The organism is Nocardiopsis tropica (assembly GCF_042660575.1).
In the GTDB taxonomy this organism is placed as follows: domain Bacteria; phylum Actinomycetota; class Actinomycetes; order Streptosporangiales; family Streptosporangiaceae; genus Nocardiopsis; species Nocardiopsis tropica.
On record NZ_JBHSUF010000005.1, the window covers coordinates 276,861 to 296,203 of the forward strand.

Annotated in this window: 15 protein-coding genes; 8 read left to right on the forward strand and 7 right to left on the reverse strand. The window is 74.8% G+C overall.

All coding sequences use genetic code 11. The annotated features are described in order from the left end of the window. The first annotated feature begins 2 nt into the window (after positions 1–2). Positions 3–806 carry a M48 family metallopeptidase gene (locus ACFQBR_RS10410; protein WP_267946392.1) on the forward strand — a complete coding sequence of 268 codons (804 nt, stop codon included), beginning with the start codon at positions 3–5 and terminating at the stop codon, positions 804–806. Positions 807–918: 112 nt separating this feature from the next. Here ACFQBR_RS10410 and ACFQBR_RS10415 read toward each other — a convergent pair whose 3' ends face one another. After that, on the reverse strand, positions 919–3,108 hold the full coding sequence (locus tag ACFQBR_RS10415) for an elongation factor G-like protein EF-G2 (protein ID WP_344176376.1): 2,190 nt from the start codon (positions 3,106–3,108) through the stop codon (positions 919–921). Positions 3,109–3,289: 181 nt separating this feature from the next. Here ACFQBR_RS10415 and ACFQBR_RS10420 point away from each other — a divergent pair, with 181 nt between their 5' ends. The 3 genes from ACFQBR_RS10420 to ACFQBR_RS10430 all read left to right on the forward strand — a co-directional run bounded on the left by ACFQBR_RS10420 (position 3,290) and on the right by ACFQBR_RS10430 (position 7,106). Next, complete coding sequence (locus ACFQBR_RS10420; protein ID WP_378552999.1) at positions 3,290–4,900, forward strand: CPBP family glutamic-type intramembrane protease; 1,611 nt, start codon at positions 3,290–3,292, stop codon at positions 4,898–4,900. 17 nt (positions 4,901–4,917) lie between these two features. Further along, a complete protein-coding gene (locus ACFQBR_RS10425) occupies positions 4,918–5,706 on the forward strand; it encodes an alpha/beta hydrolase (protein ID WP_267946389.1) in 789 nt (262 codons plus the stop codon). A gap of 80 nt (positions 5,707–5,786) precedes the next feature. After that, positions 5,787–7,106, forward strand: a complete 1,320-nt coding sequence (locus ACFQBR_RS10430; protein WP_344182710.1) for an MFS transporter — start codon at positions 5,787–5,789, stop codon at positions 7,104–7,106. A gap of 90 nt (positions 7,107–7,196) precedes the next feature. Here ACFQBR_RS10430 and ACFQBR_RS10435 read toward each other — a convergent pair whose 3' ends face one another. From ACFQBR_RS10435 to ACFQBR_RS10445, 3 genes are all read right to left on the reverse strand, one after another. Then, positions 7,197–8,159, reverse strand: coding sequence for a coiled-coil domain-containing protein (locus tag ACFQBR_RS10435; protein WP_344182712.1), 963 nt, complete (start codon positions 8,157–8,159; stop codon positions 7,197–7,199). Positions 8,160–8,385: 226 nt separating this feature from the next. Further along, entirely contained in the window at positions 8,386–8,949 is a 564-nt protein-coding gene (gene def / locus ACFQBR_RS10440; RefSeq protein ID WP_267946386.1) for a peptide deformylase, read from the reverse strand. A gap of 77 nt (positions 8,950–9,026) precedes the next feature. Further along, positions 9,027–9,839, reverse strand: coding sequence for a nucleotidyltransferase domain-containing protein (locus ACFQBR_RS10445; protein WP_267946385.1), 813 nt, complete (start codon positions 9,837–9,839; stop codon positions 9,027–9,029). Between the two features lie 801 nt (positions 9,840–10,640). Between ACFQBR_RS10445 and ACFQBR_RS10450 the strand changes: the two genes are divergently transcribed. Further along, positions 10,641–11,318 (forward strand): sirohydrochlorin chelatase, encoded by a 678-nt coding sequence (locus tag ACFQBR_RS10450; RefSeq protein ID WP_267946384.1) that lies wholly within the window; start codon positions 10,641–10,643, stop codon positions 11,316–11,318. 365 nt (positions 11,319–11,683) lie between these two features. Beyond that, on the forward strand, positions 11,684–12,613 hold the full coding sequence (locus tag ACFQBR_RS10455) for an aminoglycoside phosphotransferase family protein (RefSeq protein ID WP_267946383.1): 930 nt from the start codon (positions 11,684–11,686) through the stop codon (positions 12,611–12,613). A gap of 23 nt (positions 12,614–12,636) precedes the next feature. On the opposite strand, the gene ACFQBR_RS10460 is transcribed toward ACFQBR_RS10455, so the two are convergent. Further along, the gene (locus ACFQBR_RS10460) at positions 12,637–13,314 is read right to left on the reverse strand and encodes a response regulator (protein ID WP_267946382.1); all 678 of its coding nucleotides are present in this window, start codon (positions 13,312–13,314) and stop codon (positions 12,637–12,639) included. Beyond that, positions 13,295–15,847 carry an ATP-binding protein gene (locus ACFQBR_RS10465; RefSeq protein WP_344182715.1) on the reverse strand — a complete coding sequence of 851 codons (2,553 nt, stop codon included), beginning with the start codon at positions 15,845–15,847 and terminating at the stop codon, positions 13,295–13,297. Before ACFQBR_RS10465 ends, ACFQBR_RS10460 begins: the two co-directional genes overlap by 20 nt. A 504-nt stretch (positions 15,848–16,351) precedes the next feature. Here ACFQBR_RS10465 and ACFQBR_RS10470 point away from each other — a divergent pair. Continuing rightward, complete coding sequence (locus ACFQBR_RS10470; RefSeq protein ID WP_267946380.1) at positions 16,352–16,978, forward strand: hypothetical protein; 627 nt, start codon at positions 16,352–16,354, stop codon at positions 16,976–16,978. Positions 16,979–17,041: 63 nt separating this feature from the next. On the opposite strand, the gene ACFQBR_RS10475 is transcribed toward ACFQBR_RS10470, so the two are convergent. Further along, the gene (locus ACFQBR_RS10475) at positions 17,042–18,619 is read right to left on the reverse strand and encodes an FAD-binding oxidoreductase (protein WP_344182754.1); all 1,578 of its coding nucleotides are present in this window, start codon (positions 18,617–18,619) and stop codon (positions 17,042–17,044) included. Between the two features lie 104 nt (positions 18,620–18,723). On the opposite strand from ACFQBR_RS10475, the gene ACFQBR_RS10480 reads away from it, so the two are divergent. Continuing rightward, positions 18,724–19,311: a TetR/AcrR family transcriptional regulator gene (locus ACFQBR_RS10480; protein WP_344182718.1), complete on the forward strand. Its 588-nt coding sequence runs from the start codon at positions 18,724–18,726 to the stop codon at positions 19,309–19,311. The last annotated feature ends 32 nt before the right edge of the window (positions 19,312–19,343 follow it).

A 19,343-nucleotide genomic window follows, 5' to 3' on the forward strand; every position in this document is an offset into this window, starting at 1 on the left:
GGATGGGGCACGGCCCCTGGCGGTGGGCCGACCGCCGCCTGCGCGGGTCCCTGCGCCACCCCCGGGAGATCCCCGTCCTCGTGGCCTGCGTCGCGGTGACCGTGTTCGCCGTGGTGGGCGCGGTCAGCCGCGCCTACTCCGGCGACCCGAACGAACCGCTGCTCCTGCTCAGCCTGCCCGCGCTCGTGTACTTCGTGCGCGGGCAGCTGTACGCCAGGCAGAGGGTCAACGGGGTCCGCATCACCGAGGACCAGTTCCCCGAGGCGTACCGGATGGTCGTCGAGGCCGCCGCCGCGTTCCGCATGCCGCAGGCGCCCGAGGCGTACGTCGTGCTCGGCAACGGCGTGATCAACGCCTACGCCTCCGGGCACGGGTTCCGCCGCTACGTGGCGATCAACAGCGACCTGTTCGAGGTGGGCGGACGCCTCGCCGACCCCGACGCCCTGCGGTTCGTGATCGGGCACGAGGTGGGGCACATCGCGGCGGGCCACACGTCGTTCTGGCGGCACTTCGGCGTCTCGGTGGCGAACGTGATCCCCGGCGTCGGCAGCTCCCTGGGACGCGCCCAGGAGTACACGGCGGACAACCACGCCTACGCGTTCTGCCCCGAGGGCATGCAGGGGCTGAGGGCCCTCGCGGTGGGCAAGTACCTGTACCCGTCGGTGGACTTCGACGACATCGCCGCGCGGGCGCGGACCGACACGGGGTTCTTCGTGCTCCTGGTCAACCTCCTGTCCAGCCACCCGGTGAACACGTTCCGGTTCGCGGCGCTGGCCGACCGCAGCCGCCCGGGGCGCGTCTTCTAGGCACCGTGCCGTCCCCCGGCCCCGAGGGGCGTCCGGGCCCGCCCGGCGGGGAGGCGGTCCGGCCGCGTGCGGCGCGGGCGCCCGTCCGCCCCCGGGGAGGGGCCGCCGCGCGTCAGCCCCGGCCGGCCCGGGACAGCCTCGCCGCCGCCTGCGGCGGCAGCGGCTCGTGGCGCAGGTACTCCCGGGTGAACACCCCGGTGCCGTGCGAGACCGACCTCAGCTCCACCGCGTACCGGGTGATCTCCAGCTCCGGGACCTCCGCCCGCACCACCGCCCTGCCGCCCGACGCCGTCCCGGTGCCGACCACCCTGCCCCGCCGGGCCGACAGGTCGCTCAGGACCGGGCCCAGGCAGGAGTCGTCCACCTCCACCGCCACATCGGACACGGGTTCCAGCACCGCCAGCCCGCCGGCCGCGGCGGCGTCCCTGAGCGCCAGGCGCCCCGCCTTCTGGAAGGCCGCGTCCGAGGAGTCCACCGGGTGCGCCTTGCCGTCGTACAGCGTCACCCGGATGTCCACCAGCGGATACCCGGATTCCACGCCGTCCGCCATCTGGGCGCGGACGCCCTTCTCCACCGACGGCACGAACTGCCGGGGCACCACGCCGCCGACGGTCTCGTCCACGAACTCCAGGCCCGAACCCGGGGCCAGCGGCTCCACCCGGATCCGGCAGACGCCGAACTCGCCGTGCCCGCCGCTCTGCTTCACGTTGCGGCCCAGCCCCTGGGCCGGGACCGCGAAGGTCTCCCGCAGCGGGACCCTCACCCCACCGGTCTCCACCCGCACCCCGTGCCGGTGCTCCAACCGGTCGAGGGCGGCGTCGAGGTGCGCCTCGCCCAGGCTCCACAGCACCATCTGGCGGGTCTCCGGGTTCACCTCGACCCGCAGCGACGGGTCCTCCGCCACCAGCCGCGCCACCGCCTGCGAGAGCTTGTCCTCGTCGGCGGAGGACGCGGCGGCCAGCGACACCGGCAGCAGCGGCTGCGGGAACCGCCACGGCGACACCCGCAGCGGGCGGCCGGGGTCGGAGAGCGTGTCGCCGGTGCGTGCGTCCGGAAGCCTCGCCACCAGGCACAGGTCCCCGGCGACGGCCCGTCCGACGGGTCGGCTCCCCCGCCCCAGCGGGACCGCCAGGGCGCCCGCGCGCTCGTCGTTGCCGACCCGGTCCAGCTCGACCGTGCCCGTGAGCCCGCAGGGGACCCCGTGGCCGTGCAGGTGGACGGCGGAGTCCGGGGTCAGCGTCCCCGAGAACACGCGTACCAGGCTCACCCTGCCCACGTACGGGTCGGCCGCCGTGCTGAGGACCTCCGCGACGAGCGGGCCGCCGGGGTCGCAGGACAGCCCGGGCACCGGCCTGCCCTCCGGGGTCGCGACCGACGGGAACGGGCGCCGCGTGGGGTCCGGGCACGACAGCGGCAGCTCGTGCAGCAGCTCCCGCACGCCCACGCCCGTGGTGGTGCTGACGGCGATGACAGGGTGGAGGCCGCCCGCGGCGACGGCCTTCTGGAGGTCCGCGACGAGCAGGTCCGGGTCGAGTTCGCCGCCCTCCACGTAGCGGTCCATGAGGACCTCGTCCCCGCTCCCGGTGATCACCTCCTCGACCAGGGCCTCCCGGAGCGGTCCCGCGGCCTCCCGGACCCGGTCCGGGACCGGGCGCGGGGCGGGGGACGGCGCCGTCCCGCCACCGGTCCCGCTTCCCGCCGGGGAGCCCTGGCAGCCGTGGTAGCGCTCGGAGACGAGCCCCCAGAGGCCGACCACGCGGCGGTCGTCCCCGCTCCCCTCGTAGGCCGGGAGGTAGGCGGGGCGGACGCCGGGGCCGAAGGACTCCCGGCACCGGGCGACCACGTCGTCGTAGTCCGCGCGGGGGTGGTCGATCCTGGTGACGGCCACGGCCCGGGGCATGCCGATCGCGGCGCACTCCTCCCAGAGCACGCGCGTGCGGCCGTCCACGCCGTCCAGGGCGGAGACGACGAACAGGGCGGCGTCCGCGCCGCGCAGCCCCGCGCGCATCGCCCCGATGAAGTCCGCGTACCCGGGGGTGTCCAGCAGGTTCACCTTGACCCCGTCGACCGTCACCGGGTTGAGCGTCAGGTGGACCGACCTCTTCTGGCGGACCTCGACACCGTCGTGGTCGCTCGCCGTCGTCCCCTCCTCCACGCTGCCGGGTCGGCCGATCTCCCCCGCGGCGACGAGCAGCGCCTCGACCAGGCTCGTCTTCCCGGCGCCGGGCGGACCGACCAGCGCGATGTTGCGGATGTCCTGGGGCCTGTCGGCCTCCGGCACGTGTACGGCTCGGTCTGCCATCCCTGCTGCCCAGCCCTTCGGGATCCGTGGGGCGGTGGTCACGGCGGGCCGGACGTCACCGTCCGCAAGGTGACCTGTGACACTTCTACCGTCACTCTTCCCGGGCTCAACGGCAAGGGGGCAGCGGCTTCGGAATCCGGCATGTGCACTATGACGTGTTTCGGACCCCTACTATTGCCCCGTGCCATGGTCGGAGACTCTTCCTCACTTCAGTTTCGCCGGGACCGTCCTCACGGTCCTGCTGCTCCTCTTCGCGGCGGTCGGCGAGCCCCTCCTCGGCAGGAAGGCCTTCACGTGGCTTTCCGGCAGGCGGGGCGGTGACGTACGCGCGCTGACACAGGTGCACGCCGTCACCATGGCGGTCCACGTCCTCTGGGGCCTGGTCGTCCTCCTCGTCCTGCTGCTCTCGCCGGACCTGCTCCCCTCGGACCTCGGGCTGAGGCTGCCCGACGCCTGGGGGCCGGTCGTCGGCGGCGCGGTCGGGGGCCTGGTCGCCCTCGCCGCGATGTGGGTCCTGGTCAACGGGCTGCCCGTGAACCTGCCGGGGACGGCCGGACGCTCCTCGCGCAAGGGCGGGGGCCGACGGTCCACCGGACACCGGGGGCGCAGGGCCGCCGCGGCCCCGATGACCCTCCCCGAGCCGGAGCGCGGGCGCGGGCTCCTCGTGCCGCGTACCACCGCGGAGCGGGCGATGGCGGGCGGAGTCGCCGTCACCGGGGGCGTGTTCGGGGAACTGCTGTACCGGGGCCTGTTCATCGCCCTCGTCGCGGGCCTGGGGGCGCCGCTGTGGATGGCGGCCGTGCTGTCGGTCGCCCTCTTCTCCGCCGCGCACCTCTACCAGGGCTGGTGGGGCCTGGTCAGCGCCGGCACGTCGGGAACCCTCTTCACGGTCCTGTACCTGGGCACGGGCAGCATCTGGGTGCCGGTCGTGGTGCACGTGGCGCTCGACCTGCGCTCGCTGGTCTTCCCGCCCCCCGCCGTCCGGGAGGAGGGCGAGCGCCTCCACGAGGACTACGGCGACGACTACGAGGACGACTACGGCGACGACTACGAGGACGGGTACGGGGACCCCGGCCACGAGGACGGGTACGACGGGTACGGGGACGGGCCCGCCTCCGGCGGCACCGGGGCGGTGCCCCCGGCCGGCGACGAGCTCCCGGCCCCGTCGGAGCACCACCACCTGACCCCGCCCGGCGGGCACGGAGGCACCCCGCCGCACGGCGCCCGCGCCTTCGGGGCACCCCCCGCACAGGGCCCCCCGGCGGACGGCTCCGCGCAGGGCGGGCCGGGCCCCGGCGGTCCGCCGCCCCCCGGAGCGGCGGCAGGCGCCGGTGGGACCGCACTGAACGGTGGGCCGTACGGTGACGCGTCGGGCGGGTGGGAGGGTCCGGCTGTCGGCGGGACCCCCGCGCACGGCGCCCCGTCCTGGGACGGGCCGGTCCAGGGCGGGCCGCGGCACGGCGGCGACCCGGCCGGACAGGGGTGGAGCGGGCCGTACGGCGGCGGGCCAGCGCACGGAACCCCCGCACGGGGCGGGCCCGCGCCGACCGGCGGCGCCGCGCACGGCGTCCCGTCCTGGGGCGAGGCGTCCGGGCACGGCGGACACGGTCCGTCCGCCGCGGACCCCTACCGCAGGGACCCCGGCCCCCACGGCGGGCCGGGCGGCGCGCACGGCCGCGCCCCGGAGGCCCCGGAGCACGGCGGACGACACCTGTACCCCGACGAGTGGATCGAGCACAGGTACGGCGACGGGGGCCACAACCAGGGGCCGGACGCCGGCCCCCGGACGTGATCGGGCACGATGGAGGGGTGTCCGATGCCATTGACGCCCCCGTCGACCGTCCCCGCGAGAGCCGGTTCCGGCTGACCACGGCGGACGGGGTCGGGATCGACGCCGTGCTCCTGCACGGCACCGGGTCCCGCACCGCGGCGGTGGTCCTCGCCAACGGGTTCACCGGTACCCACCGGAGCCCGTACACGCGCGCCATCGCGGAGGCGTTCCTCCCCGTCGGCGACGTGATGACCTTCGACTTCCGCGGCCACCACGGCTCCGGCGGGCGCAGCACCGTCGGCAACGAGGAGATCCACGACCTGGAGGCGGTCGTCGCCCGCCTGCGGGAGCTCGGCTACACGTCCGTCGCGGCCGTCGGGTTCTCCATGGGCGCCGCCGTCGTGGTACGCCATGCCGCCATCTACGGCGGGATCGCCGCCGCGGTCTCGGTCAGCGGCCCCAGCCGCTGGTACTACCGGGGCACGCGCAGGATGCGCCTGCTCCACCTCGGGATCGGGCGCGCCGCGGGCCGCTTCTTCCTGCGCAGCTTCCGCAAGGTGAGGGTCATCGACCGGGACTGGGACCCCAAGCCCGCCGAACCCCGCCAGCTCGCCGGGGAGGTCTCCCCGACACCGCTCCTGGTCGTGCACGGCGAGGCCGACAGCTACTTCCCCGTCTCCCACGCCACCGCCATCCACGACGCGGCCCGCGAGCCCCGCGAGCTGTGGCTCGTCCCGGGGATGGGGCACGCCGAGCGCGCCGTCACCCCCGAACTGGCCGTACGCCTCAGGGACTGGATCGGCGAGCGGATCGCCCCCGGGGACTGACCCCGCGGCCCCGGCGCGGGCCGCGCCGACCGGTCGGCGGCGGCATCGACAGGCGTCTGCCCGTGCACTACAAAGGACGGATGATCCGATCTGTTTCGTCCTCCTCCGGGAACGGGTCGACACCCGCCGAGTTCACCACCGCCGACCTGCCCGGCCTCCGGGGCAGGGGTTTCGCGCTGCTCATCGCGGCCACGGCCTTCGCCCTCTGCGGGTTCGCGGCGGTCCTCCCCCTGGTGCCCCTGTGGGCCACGCGCGGGGGAGCGGGCGAGTTCGGGGCCGGGAGCACCACCGGCGCCTTCATGCTGACGACGGTGCTCACCCAGCTCGCCATGCCCTGGTTGCTGGAGCGGGGCGGCTACCGCTGGGCGTTCCCCGTGGGGGCCCTGGTCATGGGCCTGCCGACCCCGCTGTTCGCGCTGACCGCGGACCTGGGGCCGCTCATCGCCGTCTCGGCAGTGCGCGGCGTCGGCTTCGGCATGGTCAGCGTCGCGGGCACCGCGCTCGCCGCGCGGCTGGTCCCGCACAGCCAGGTCGGGCGGGCCACCGGCTACTACGGGCTCGCGGTCGGCCTGCCGCAGGTGCTCATCCTGCCGGGCGGTGTGGCCCTCGCCCTCAACGCCGGCTTCGCCGCCGCGTTCTGGATCACCGGCCTGTGCTCGGTGGTGGGGGCCCTGCTGGCCTGGGGCGTCTGGTTCGCCGACGGCGGCCGGAACCGGGCGGCGCTGCGGAGCCCCGCGCGGGCCGCCGCGGCCACGGCGGACGCGCCCTCGGGGCTGCCGCTGCTGCTGGCGCTCGCCGCCCCGCTGGTCCTGATGCTGCTGACCGCCTCCGCGGCCAGTGCGGTCATCACCTTCCTGGCGATCCCGTTCGAGCAGGCCGCGTGGCTGGTCGGCGGGGCCCTGGCCGCCTACGCCCTGGCGGTCGTCGCGGGCCGGTGGACCGCCGGGATGCTGCACGACCTTCACCGGCGCACCCTCCTGCTGCTGCCGGGCACCGCGGGCGCGGCCCTCGGCATGGCCCTGGTCACCGCGGCGCTGTGGTCGCACGGCGACGGAGGGGGAGGGCTGGGCGCCGGGACGGTCCTGCTGGTGCTCCTGGGAGCCATGGTGTTCGGTCTCGGCTTCGGCGCCGTCCAGAACGAGACCGTCACCCTCATGTTGAACCGCGCCGGCCCCTCGGGCTACGGCCGGGCCAGCGCGGTGTGGAACATCGGCTACGACGCGGGCTCGGGAGCCGGGGCGATGCTCCTGGGGCTGCTGATCCAGCTGTTCGGCTACGTTCCCGCGTTCGCGCTGACGGCGCTGGCGCTCCTGGCGGCCGTCCCGTTCGCGTTCACGCGCCGCGGTCCGCGCCCCGCCGCCCAACGGGACTCGCCGGGTCCGAGGGGCTCGGCGCCGTAGCCGTCGGCGGGTGGGCGCTGTCGCCGCCGGAACCGCTGAGTTCCGGGTTCGGGCCGTGCCCCGCCGGTCGGCCGGGAGGCCGGCCCGCCACTAGTACGACGAGATGTGCACGTGGTCGTAGTGGTTCTGGGTGTTGTCGCCCCGGTCGCTCATCCAGGTCCACGAACCGGCCTGCCAGATCTGCTGCTCCCAGATGATGTACTTGACGCCCAGCCTGTCGGCGTTGTCGATCGCGTACTGGGAGATCTGGGTGCCGAGCGCCTGGTTCTCCGCCGAGGGGATCGCGCCCCCGGAGCTCATCATGAAGTCGCAGGCCTGGCCCACGCCGTGGTCGTCCGCGCTGGAGCGCAGGCAGCCCACCGGGTAGGGGGCGCCGAACCGCATGACGATCTCGTCGCGGATGGCGGCCATGCGCGGGGTCGCCCCGCTCCAGCCCCAGCCCATCGCACTGTCGGGGATGCTGCCGGTGCCCGGGGTCTCGGGAACCTGCTCCTCCTCGTACTCGGCGATGCGCTCCTCGACGTCCTCGCGCTGCGCCTCCAGGTCCTCGATGAGCTCCTCGGCGTCCGCCATCTCCGTCCGCAGGCCCTCGGCGACCTCCGCCGCCTCGTCGCGGGTGTCGATCAGCTCGGAGATCTGCTCCGACTGGCTCTGCCCCAGGTAGGACAGGGTCGCGGCGTCGCTGAACATCTCCTCCGGGTCGCTGGAGAACATGGCGTGGAGCGCGGGGTCGAGGCCGGTCTCGTTCTTGTACTGGGCGGAGGCGATGGTCGACACACCCGCCCGCGACGCGTCCAGGCGGGCCTCGACCTCCTCCAGGTCCTCCTCGGCCTGCTCGACGCGCCCCTTGATCTCGGTGAACTGGATCAGTTCCCCGTCGTAGCTCTCCTCCAGCTCCTCGGCCCGCTGGGTCAGCTCGTCGATGTCCACCTCGTCGTCGCCGGGCTCGGCCTGCGCGGTGCCGGGCAGGCCGATGAGGAGCGCCGTCGTGACGGCGGCGAGGGACATGGCGGCACGGGTGCCGCGCGGGTTGCGGGGAGGAGTGGTCGTCATGTGTGCTCCGAGGGCGGTCCGGGTGCGTCCGGTGGGCCTGCGGCGCGGTGCGGGGGCGCCGCGGGGTGCCGGATGCTCAGCAGACCTTACGAGATCGTGGCGTGACGTGCCTAGTGCGTTGACTCACGTGACTGCGGGGGGTAGGGGGATGTGTCCGAAGATACCCGGAGCGGGGGACCGGACCGGCACCCCCTGCCGGTCCGGACCGCACGGCGGGGCGGCGGCCTCAGCCCGCTCCGCCGAAGGCGCTGGGGAGCCGGAGGCCGACGGGCGCCGGGGGAGCGTCCGGGGAGGCGGGCATGAACCAGTCGGAGCGGCGGATGTCACGCATCGCGCGCTTGCGGGTGTCGGGGTCGAGGCGCTCGACGTAGACCATGCCGTCGAGGTGGTCGGTCTCGTGCTGCAGGCAGCGGGCCATCAGCCCGGTGCCCTCCACGGTGACCGGCTCGTTGCGCAGGTCCACCCCGGTGACGACGGCGCGCTCGGCCCGCCTGGTCGGGTACCAGAGCCGGGGGACGGACAGGCAGCCCTCCTCGCCGTCCTGGACCTCCTCCGAGAGCTCCGCGATCTCGGGGTTGATCACGTAGCCGATCCGGTCCTCCACGTTGTAGCTGAAGACGCGGAGCCCCACCCCGATCTGGGTGGCGGCCAGGCCGGCCCGGCCGGGGGCCTCGACCGTTTCGAGGAGGTCCCGGACCAGTGCCTCGGTGTGCTGGTCGAACCGGGTGACGGGGGTGGTCGGAGTGACGAGGACGGGGTCGCCGAAGCGGACGATGGGGCGCATGGTCATGAATCCCAGATTAGTCGGGCGAGCCGGAAACGGGCCCACCGTCCCCCGGGACCGGTGCGAGCGGGGGAGTGGGGCGCTCAGGCGGCCAGGCCGGGGCGCAGGGAGTCGTCCAGGACCATCTCGATGTAGTCCAGGGCGGCCCGCCGGCGGGCGAGCGCGCTCTCGTACAGCGAGGGCGCACCGGCGTTGCGGCGCACGCGCAGGCACTCGTTGACGATGTGCTGCCACTTCTCCGGGAAGGCGTGCAGGGCGTAGGCGCCCGCGCCCGACTTGGAGGTGATCTCCCCGGTCTTCAGGGTGAAGTGCAGGCGGCTGACGCTCAGCACGCTCCAGGAGGGCGCCAGGGAACCGAGGACGGCCAGGCCGCGCGGGGTGACCAGGCGGCCGGCCTTCTCGCGCCAGCGGCGCCACTGCTCGTCCAGGGACCCCAGGGACCAGGCGCGCATGCTCTCGGGCTCGTCCCACACGTCCAGTTCGACCGGGTGGGGGCCCCGCATGGTCACGCCGTGCTCGGCGAGGATGTGCCAGGTCACGGGGTTGACGTCGGCGCTCGCGCGCGAACGGAACCGGCCGCCGATGACGGAGGGGACCGCTCCGCAGGCGGCGGGGTCGCGGGTCAGGTCGTCCCAGGTGACGTGGATGCCGTTGAACTGGGGACGGGGGACGGCCGCGCGCGTTCGCGCGTGCGCGCCGCGCAGCAGCTCCAGCTCGTCGCCGTCCGGCGTGCTCCTCGTGACGATGACGAAGTCGACGTCGCTCGCGTGCGGGCGGAAGTCGCCGAGGGCGACCGAACCGGTCAGGTAGAGGCCTTCGACCAGGCCGGGGGCCTCCTGGTCCGCGTGGGCGAGGAAGGTCTGGGCCAGCGTCTGCACCCGAGGGTGGACGGCCATGCTCACTCCAGTCTGCACGGTGCGGTGTGGGTCGCGGGCCCGCTGCCGGTGGTGGATCCGGCGGGCGGTTGCCCGTGAACGGTCCCGGGGCGCGTGGGCCTGCCGGGATATGGTCCGCTCGGTTCCAAGTGTGGGCGGGCCCGTGGCCCATGGCAAGTGATCGCGCCGGACCGGCATCCTGTCCCCCCACGTCAGGTGGTGTGCGGCTATGACGCGGTAGGGGAGTGCGCACCCTTGACACGCGAGGGTCGCATGTGGCAGGAGTCGTCGTTTTCGCGATTTCCGGAGCCCCGGAACGCGGAACCGCGGAAACGACGGCGAAAACGGCCCCGCGTCCGGCGGCGCCCCTCGGGGCACATTCCTCGGCACGTGCATCCGCACCGGGCGAATGCATGGGAAATTTTTTGCCGGGTATATCTCTACAGAACTTCGGGGTGAAATCGGTTTTCCCCCGGAGTGGCTATGGGGGTGTGGTGTCGGACATGTCCGACAGGTCGGAGGGTTCCGGCCCTGTCATGGCTGTCCGGCCGTCGGTCCTGGTGGGGGATGTCCTACCCGCGGTTCCGCCCGCCGACCCCTCTGTCGGGTGGTCGCACTGAGGCGCACGCCACTCCCCGGAAAAGTGGACACATCACAGTTTTTCCGAGATTGTTATGGTTCACCAAGACTCGTTCAGGCGATAACCATCATAGCCATTGTCTGCTGTTTTCCTCCATGTAACACGAGAGCACTCCCCTGAAACGGTGCCCCTTTACTCTCGGCGGACAACGGTAGATCTCACCGCGATTCAAGGAGCCTTTCATGGTCCCGACGATGGTCCTCGTGGCCGACGACTCACGTGACGCCCACCGGCGTGAGGCCCTGTGCGGCCTGGCCGAGGCGGTGGCCGGACGGGGAGAGGCTCCGGTCGTCCCCGCCTTCGGCAGCCCCGCCGAGGTCACCGCCGCCATCCGCGCCGTCAGGGGCCCCAAGGTGGTGGTCCCCGCGTTCGTCGCGGGAGGTGACGTCGCCAGCGCCCACCTGCTCTCCAGGCTCGACCTCGGCCGTCTGGGGAACGCCTGGCACACACCGCCCCTCGGCGCCGTCCCGTCCATCGTCGCCGACCTCGCGGGCCGCCTCGTCGACTCGGGCCGCAGGCCCGGCGACGGCGTGGTGCTGGCCGCCGACGGCACGACCGGGACGGAGGAGCGCCAGGTCGTCATGGACGTGGCCCGCATGCTCAGCCGCCGCCTCGGCTCCCCGGTCCAGGTCGGCTACCTGCGCACCTGGGCGCCCTCGGTGTTCGACGCCGTCGACCGGCTGCGCCGGGACGGCCGCGACAACGTCGCCGTCGCGGCGTGGAGGCTCGTCGACGGGCCCGACTTCGAGCTGCTGCGCGGGCTCGACGTCACGGCCCTCACCACCCCGCTGTGGCCCTCGGAGCTGGTCGTGGACACGCTCCTGGCCCAGCACCGGGCGGCCAAGGGGCGGCTGGCCTGACCCGGGCCGGGGTCTCCGGAAGCCGGGAAGCGTACCCACGGGGGGTGACATGGCGGCACCGTTCGGTAACGAAGGGGGCTCGGGGTGCGGCTGTTCCGTTACCGGGACCACCGGGACGGGTAGGGGTCGGAAGGGCGGGAACTCCCCGCACCCACAACGCGGTACCCGTACCCGACCGCACCGGAGCGGCGCGGAACGGCCCGGGCCCGGCCCCTCAGGAGCCGCGCACTCCCCGCCCGCGAGGCGGACTCCCGCGACCGGCCCGGTCCCGACCGGCGCCCGCGCGGTGCGGAGCGGACGGCCGCCGAGCCGCGACGGGGCTCGACCCCGACAGGCATCGTCGTGAGCGAACCTAAGGTGGATCTATGAACCACGGCACAGCGCAGTTCGTCGACAGCCGACAGCGCCGCCGTCTGGAACGGCGCTTCGGCAGCCACGTGGGCGAGTGGCTGGCCGAGCTCCCCGGGATCGTCGAGAAGCTCGCCGCCGAGTGGCGGCTGACGGTCGAGGGCCCCGCACCGCGCGGCCGTACGTCCGTGGTGATCCACGTGCGCGGCGCCGACGGGTCCGCGGGGGTGCTCAAGCTGTCCCCGGACAGCGGGCTCGCCGTCTCCGAGGCCCGGCTGCTGCGCATGTGGGGGGACTCCGGCCGCGTGCCGCTCGTGTGGGGTCTCGACGCCGAACGGGGGGCCGTCCTGATGGAGCGGGTCGACGGCATCACGGTCGCCGACAGCGGGACGGTGCCGCGGATGGAGACCGTGGGCGCGCTCATCGCCCAGCTCCACGCCACGGCCGTGCCCCGCGCGGAGCTCGACGAGCTCCGCCCGCTGACGTCGCGGGTGCAGTTCGTCTTCGACCTCTGGAACCGCGAGCGCGCCGACGGCCCCGCCGCCGAGGTGGTGCCCGTCTCCGCCATGCACCAGGGCTTCTGCCGTGCGCGGGACCTGGCCAACGGGAACGTCCACGTGGTGCCGGTGCACGGAGACCTGCACCCGGGCAACGTCATCGACGGGGGCGGGCGGGGCCTCGTCGCCCTCGACCCGCGCGCCTGCCTCGGCGACGGCGCGGTCGACGCCGTCGACTGGGCGCTGTGGAGGACCACCGGCGTGGCGGAGGTGGAGCGCCGTGTGGGCGTGCTCTCCGAGGCCATGGGCGTGGACGCCGACCGGCTGTTCGAGTGGGTGCGCGCCTTCGCCCCCTGCCGGGCGGTGGCCGAGGCCAACCGGGGACATGTCGGCACCGAGGAGTTCGACGCGCTCATGGAGCTGGCCGAGGGGGCCGCCGTCACCCGCTGACCCCGGCGGGGCGGGCGGCGGGGTCAGCCCGCCCCCTCGAAGCGGTATCCCCGGCCCGCCTCCGTGATCAGGAACCGGGGACGGGCGGGGTCCGGCTCCAGCTTGCGGCGCAGCTGCGCCATGTACACCCGCAGGTAGTTCGTCTCGCTCTGGTAGGCGGGCCCCCACACGTCGTGGAGCAGCTGGCGCTGGCTCACCAGCTGTCCGGCGTGGCGTGCGAGGATCTCCAGGATGTGCCACTCCGTCGGGGTCAGCCGCACCTCCCCGCCGTCGCGCAGGACGCGTTTGGCGCCCAGGTCCACGGTGAAGCACTGCGTGCGCACGACCGGCGCCTCCTCCGCGCGGACCGACCGGCGCTCGGCGGCCCGCATCCGGGCGAGCAGCTCGTCCATGCCGAACGGCTTGGTGACGTAGTCGTCGGCGCCCGAGTCCAGGCAGCGCACCTTCTCCCCGGCCGAGTGCCGTGCGGACAGCACGATGATCGGCACCTGGGACCAGCCGCGCAGGCGCCGTATGACCTCCAGGCCCTCCATGTCGGGCAGTCCCAGGTCGAGGAGGACCACGTCCGGGTGGTTCTCGGCGGCCAGCCGCAGGGCCGTGGCCCCGTCGGCGGCCGTGTCCACGTCGTGCCCGCGCGCACGGAGGTTGATCCGCATGGCCCGGATGATCTGCATGTCGTCGTCAACGACCAGGACCCGCATGGGACCCCCTCTCGCCATCGATGTCCGTCATATCGGGTTCTGTCGCCCTCAGGGTGAAGACCATGGTCAGCCCGCCTCCAGGGGTGTCCTCGGGGTCGAGTCTGCCGTGCATCGCCTCAACGAAACCACGGGCGACGGCGAGCCCGAGCCCCACCCCCGTGCCCTGGGGGGCGTCGCCCAGGCGCTGGAAGGCCTCGAACATGCGCTGCTTGCCCTCGTCCGAGACACCCGGCCCCCGGTCCGCCACGCGCAGCTGCACGCTGTCGCCGTGCGCGCTCGCGGCGACCAGGACGGGCAGGCGCGGATCGGGGTTGTACCGCACCGCGTTGGCGACCACGTTCGCCACCGCCCGCTCCAGGAGTCCGGCGTCGGCCAGGACCCGGGGCAGGCCGTCGGGGACGTCGACGGTGACGGCCTCGTGGGGCAGGCCGAGGAGGGTGATCGGGACGACCTCCTCCAGGCCCACCGCGCGGAGCTTGGGGCGCACGTTGTCGGTGTGCACGCGGCTCATGTCCAACAGGTTGTCGATCAGGCGGTTGAGCCGGTCGGTGGACTCCTCCGCGGTCTCCAGGAGGTCCTCCCGGTCCTCCGGGGTGAGCGTGATGTCGGTGGCGCGCAGGCTGGCCAGGCTCGCCTTGATCGACGTCAGCGGGGTGCGCAGGTCGTGCGACACCGCGGCCAGCAGGGCGGTGCGGATGCGGTTGCCGGCCGCCTGGCTCCTCGCCTCGGCCGCGTCCCACTCCAGCCTCTGGTGCTCCAGGGCGATGCCGATGTGCGCCGCGAACGCGCGCAGCACGCCCCGGTCGGCGGCGGGCAGCACCCGCCCGCGCAGGGCCAGCGCCAGGTTGTCGGAGACCGACACCAGCACGTCCGACTCGTCGGGGGAGTCGCAGGCCGGGGCGCCGACGCTGTGGGCGGGCCGCCACCGGCCGTCGTCCAACCGCTCCAGGAGCGTCGCCGACCGCTGCCCGAACGTCTCCCTGATGCGCCGGAGCAGCGCCTGGAGGGGTTCCTTCCCCGACAGGATGCTCCCCGCCAGGAGGGTCACCGCGTCGGCCTCGGCGCGGGCCCGCGCGGCCTGCGCCGAGCGCCGGGCCGCCATCTCCACCACGATCGCGACCAGCGTTCCCACCAGCGTGAACGCGGTCAGCGCCACCACGTTGTCCAGCGACACCGACGGTCGCCCGTGCAGCGGTGACACCAGGACGGTGAGCAGGATCGCGCTCCACAGCGCCGACACCAGCGCGGGGCGCAGCCCGCCCACGGCCGCGGTGGCGACGGTGATCAGCAGGAGGAGCATGGTGTCCGAGGCCGGGCCCACGTCCGAGAACAGCGGCAGGGCCAGGAACAGCGAGACGAGGGTGGGCGCCAGCAGTGCCAGGGTCCACCCGGCCGCACGGCGGTGCTCGCCCAGCCCCCGGCCCGGGGGCGGCAGGGGCCACCGGCCGCTGCCCACCCTCTCGTGGGTGACGATGTGCACGTCGATGTCGCCGGAGTCGCGGGCCACGATCGCGCCGACCCCGGGACCGAACACGTACTGCCAGGTCCGGCGGCGCGACGAGCCCAGCACGATCTGGGTGGCGTGCACGCCCCGGGCGAACTCCAGCAGGCCTGTCGGGACGTCGTTGCCGACCACCTGGTGGTAGGTCCCGCCCAGCTCGGCGAGGAGGCGCCGCTGCCGCAGGAGGTCCTCCGGCGGCGTCTGCGAGATCCCCTGCGGCGGCACGACGTGCACGGCCAGGAGGTGGCTCGGCTGGGGGTGCCCGCCCCGCGACCGGGCGGCGACGCGGGCGGCCCGGCGGATCAGCGTCTCGCCCTCGGGGCCGCCGGTGAGCGCCACGACGACCCGCTCGCGGGCCTCCCAGGTGCGCTGGATCTCGTGCTCGCCCCGGTAGCGGGACAGGCCCTCCTCCACGCGGTCGGCGGTCCACAGCAGCGCCAGCTCGCGCAGCGCCGCCAGGTTGCCCTCCCTGTAGTAGTCGGCCAGGGCGGCGTCGACCCGCTCGGCGGGGTGGATGTCGCCGTGCGCCATGCGGCGGCGCAGCTCCTGCGGGGTGATGTCGACGAGTTCGACCTCGGCCGCGCGGCGCACCACGTGGTCGGGGACCGTCTGCTGGGGGCGTACCCCGGTGATCTGGTGGACGACGTCGTTGAGCGACTCCAGGTGGTGGATGCCCACGGTCGACAGGACGTCGATCCCTGCCTCCAGCAGCTCCTCCACGTCCTGCCAGCGGGTCGGGTTGGGCGCCCCCGGCGGGTTGGACCGGGCGAGGTCGTCGACCAGGGCCGTGCCGGGCGCCCGGGAGATCACCGCCGCGGTGTCCACCGAGCCGGACGGGTGCGGCGGCACGCACTCCAACCCCTCCAGGAGTGCGGACGTGCGCTCCCTCCGGTGCGTGTGGACGGCGGCGACCACCACGTCGGTGCCGTGCGAGGCCCGCCGGCGGGCCTCGACCAGCACGTTGTGCGTGGTGCCGACCCCGGGGGCCGAACCCAGGTAGATGCGGAGCTTTCCTCGTGCCACGGCATCCATTGTCGGGGCACGCGGGGGCGCCCGGGGCGGTTTCGCGCCGTGGGAAGGGTCGCGTCCGGTTCCGGTCCCGGGTCTGGCGCGGAAGCCGCGGTTGGCGATACTTGGTGTGGCGTCCCGGCGCGCGCACGGTGCGCACGCCGGCCCGGGCCGTTCCGTGCGACACGAGACCACCTGTGAGGAGGCGCGGCGACCACCCGCCCCGGGCCGGGTGCGCCCCCAGCCGCGAGACCGATGACCCATCCCCCCGACGACGCTTCGTTCCCCGGTCCCCCCGGAGGCCGGCCGTTCCCCGGCGGGCCCCACCGGGGGCTGCCGCCCCGCCCCCACCCCGGACGGCAGCCCCCGCCCGGGCCCCACGGACCGCCCGGAGCGCCCCACGGCGGGTCTCCGGGACAGCGGTACGTCCCGCCCGTCCGGCCGGGCCACGGCGCTCCCGGGGGAGTCCCGCCCGGACAGCCGCCCGTACCGGGCCGCCCCGGAGGCCCGGCACGGCGCGGACCGGCCGTGCTGGTCGGGGTGGCCGCCGCCTCCCTGGCGGTGGTCGCCTCCCTCGGCGTCGTGGTGTGGGAGGCGGCGGGCGGCCGCCCCTACGCCGACCTGCCCGGCTGCCGTCAGCTGCTGTCCGAGGACGTGGTCGCCGGCATCCCCGGGGCCGACAGCCCGCTGGCCGAGGGCGACTACTACTCGGCGGAGGAGGCGGGTTACGCGGAGGACGGCCAGATCGGCTACCTCGCCTGCTCCGTCAACGACTCCTACGTCTTCCTCCTCGACGTCTTCGTCTCCCTGTACGAGTTCGAGGACGGCGGTGAGACCCTCGCCGACCTGCGCGAGGACATGGCGGACGCCCGGGAGGACCTGGAGGGGGACAGGGCGCCAGAGGGCATGCAGGGGGAGGTCCTCGACTGGCGGTCCGTGCGGGCCGGGGACGGCGGCTTCGCGGTCCTGTACCGCGACGGGGAGTACTCCGACGCGGTCGTCGCGACGGCCTCCTTCACCAGCGTGAACGTGGCGGTCATGATCAGCCTGCCGGTGGAGGACGGCGGTATCGGGGAGGGCGAGGCCCTGGACCTCCTCGAGGACATGGCGGGGCAGGTCGAGCGCAGCCTCTCCCGCGAGGCGGAGAGGGCGTGAGGACGGGCCCGTCCGGGCCCGCGGCGCCGCCGGAGCCGACCCGGCCGCGCCGCGGGCGGTCCGCTAGTCCGAGTCGGGGATGAGCTTGCCCGGGTTGAGCACGCCCTCGGGGTCCAGCGCGGCCTTGACCGCGCGCAGCACGTCGCCGCCCAGGGGACCGATCTCCGCCGCCATCCACGGCCGGTGGTCCGACCCGACCGCGTGGTGGTGGGTGATCGTCCCGCCGTTGGCGACGATCGCGTCCGTCGCGGCGCGCTTGGCCCGGCCCCAGCGCGCCACCGGGTCCGGCCCGGCCGCCGTCGCCACCGTGAAGTACAGGGACGCGCCGGTCGGGTAGGTGTGCGACACGTGGCACATCACCACGGCGCCGCCCTCGTCGCCCTCCAGCGCCCCCGTGAGCGCCTCGGACACGGCCGTGTACAGCGGCAGCAGGCCGGTCCATGACGCGGCGGTCTCCAGCGTCTCGGCGAGGATCCCCGCCGACAGCAGGGTGTCGCGCAGGTAGGGCGAGGAGAACCGGTTCTCGCGCCAGTGCGCCACCGGCTCCGGGCCGAGCGGGGTGCCGCCGGCCTCCGCCATGGCCTCCCGCACCGCGGCGGCGCGGGCCTCCACCTCCGCGGGGGCCCCCTCGAAGCCCAGCACGGCCTGGCACCCGGGGACGGCTTCGCGCCCGCCCATCGCCGCGCCCACGAACGTCTCCGACTCGTCGAGCACGCGCGCCATGGTCGGCCGGGCGTCCGACTGCGCCAGGACGCGCAGGGCGTCCGCGCCCGAGGCGAAGTCGGGGAACGACCACGCCTCGTCCAGCACGCGCTCGGGCGCCCTCCGCACGCGCACGCCCACCTCGGTGATGACGCCCAGCGTGCCCTCCGAGCCCAGCAGCAGGCGCCGCAGGTCCGGGCCGGCGGCCGACGCGGGCGGACCGCCCGCCTCCAGGGTGCCGCGCGGGGTTGCCACCCGCAGCGACACGACCATGTCCTCGAACCGGCCGTACCCGGAGGAGGCCTGTCCGCTGGAACGGGTGGCCGCGTAGCCGCCGATCGTCGCGTACTCGTGGCTCTGGGGGAGGTGCCCCAGGGTGAGCCCGTGCTCCGCCAGCATCGCCTCCGCGTGCGGACCGCGCACGCCCGCGCCCAGGACGGCCGTCGACGACAGGGGGTCCACGGACACCAGGCGGTCCAGGCGGCGCAGGTCCAGGGAGACCACGGCGTGGAAGCCCCCGCGCAGCGGGGTGACGCCGCCGACCACGCTGGTGCCCCCGCCGAAGGGCACGACGGCGACCCGCTCCTCCGAGCACACCGCGAGGAGCCGCTCCACCTCGCCGTGGTCGGCCGGGTAGAGGACGGCGTCCGGAGCCGGGTCCGCCCGGCCCGCGCGGCGCAGCAGCAGGTCGGGCGTGCTCTTGCCGCCGCAGTGGCGCAGGCGGACGGGGTCCTCCGTGCTCACGTGCCCGGGGCCGACCACCCCGGCGAACAGCTCGCGCAGCCGGGGGCCGAGCCTGCTGGGCGGCAGTTCCACCAGCTCCTCCGGGACCGGGGGCATGTCCTGGAGGCGGGCCCGGAGCACCTGCGCGACGAGGTCGCGCAGACCGGGGTCCAGCTCCAGCGCCCTGGCGGGGTCGCCCCAGGCGAACCAGCTCATGTCGGGTGCGGTGTCCGTGCCCGGGGCGGGGCCTGTGCCCGCGCCGGGGCCGTTCCCGTCGCCGGGCGGTGTCTTCTCGTGAGCCATGCCCTACAGTTTTACATATGGCGTCAAAACGTAACGTAGAGGATCGGATCCTGGACGCGGCCCGCGCCTGCGTCGAGGCCTTCGGGGTGCGCCGCACCACGCTGACCGACGTCGCGCGCCGCGCCGGGGTCAGCAGGCCCACCGTGTACCGCCGCTGGCCCGACGCGACCGCGCTCGTCGCGGACCTGCTCACCCGCGAGCTGCGGCAGATCCTCGCCGAGGCCGGCGCGGCCTCCGCCGACGACCCGGAGGGGGAGGGCGTGCGCCCGCGCCTGGTCCGCCACGCCGCCCGGGTCGCCCGCGCGATGCTGGCCCACCCGCTGTTCACCCGGATCGTGGACACCGAGCCCGAACTCCTGGCGACCTACACCTTCCACCGGCTGGGGACCAGCCACCGGGCCGCCCTCGACCTGGTGGAGCCCGTCGTCGCCGAGGGGCAGCGCGACGGCTCCGTGCGCAAGGGCGACCCCGAGGCCCTGGCCCGCCTCGTCCTGGTGACCGTGCAGGGCACGGTCACCTCGCGCCGCCTGTTCGCCGACGTCCTCGACGAGGACCGGCTCGTCGGAGAACTCGCCGTCCTCCTCGACGGCTACCTCGCACCCTGAAGCGCCGCGGCCCCGACGGGCCGGGCGGGGCC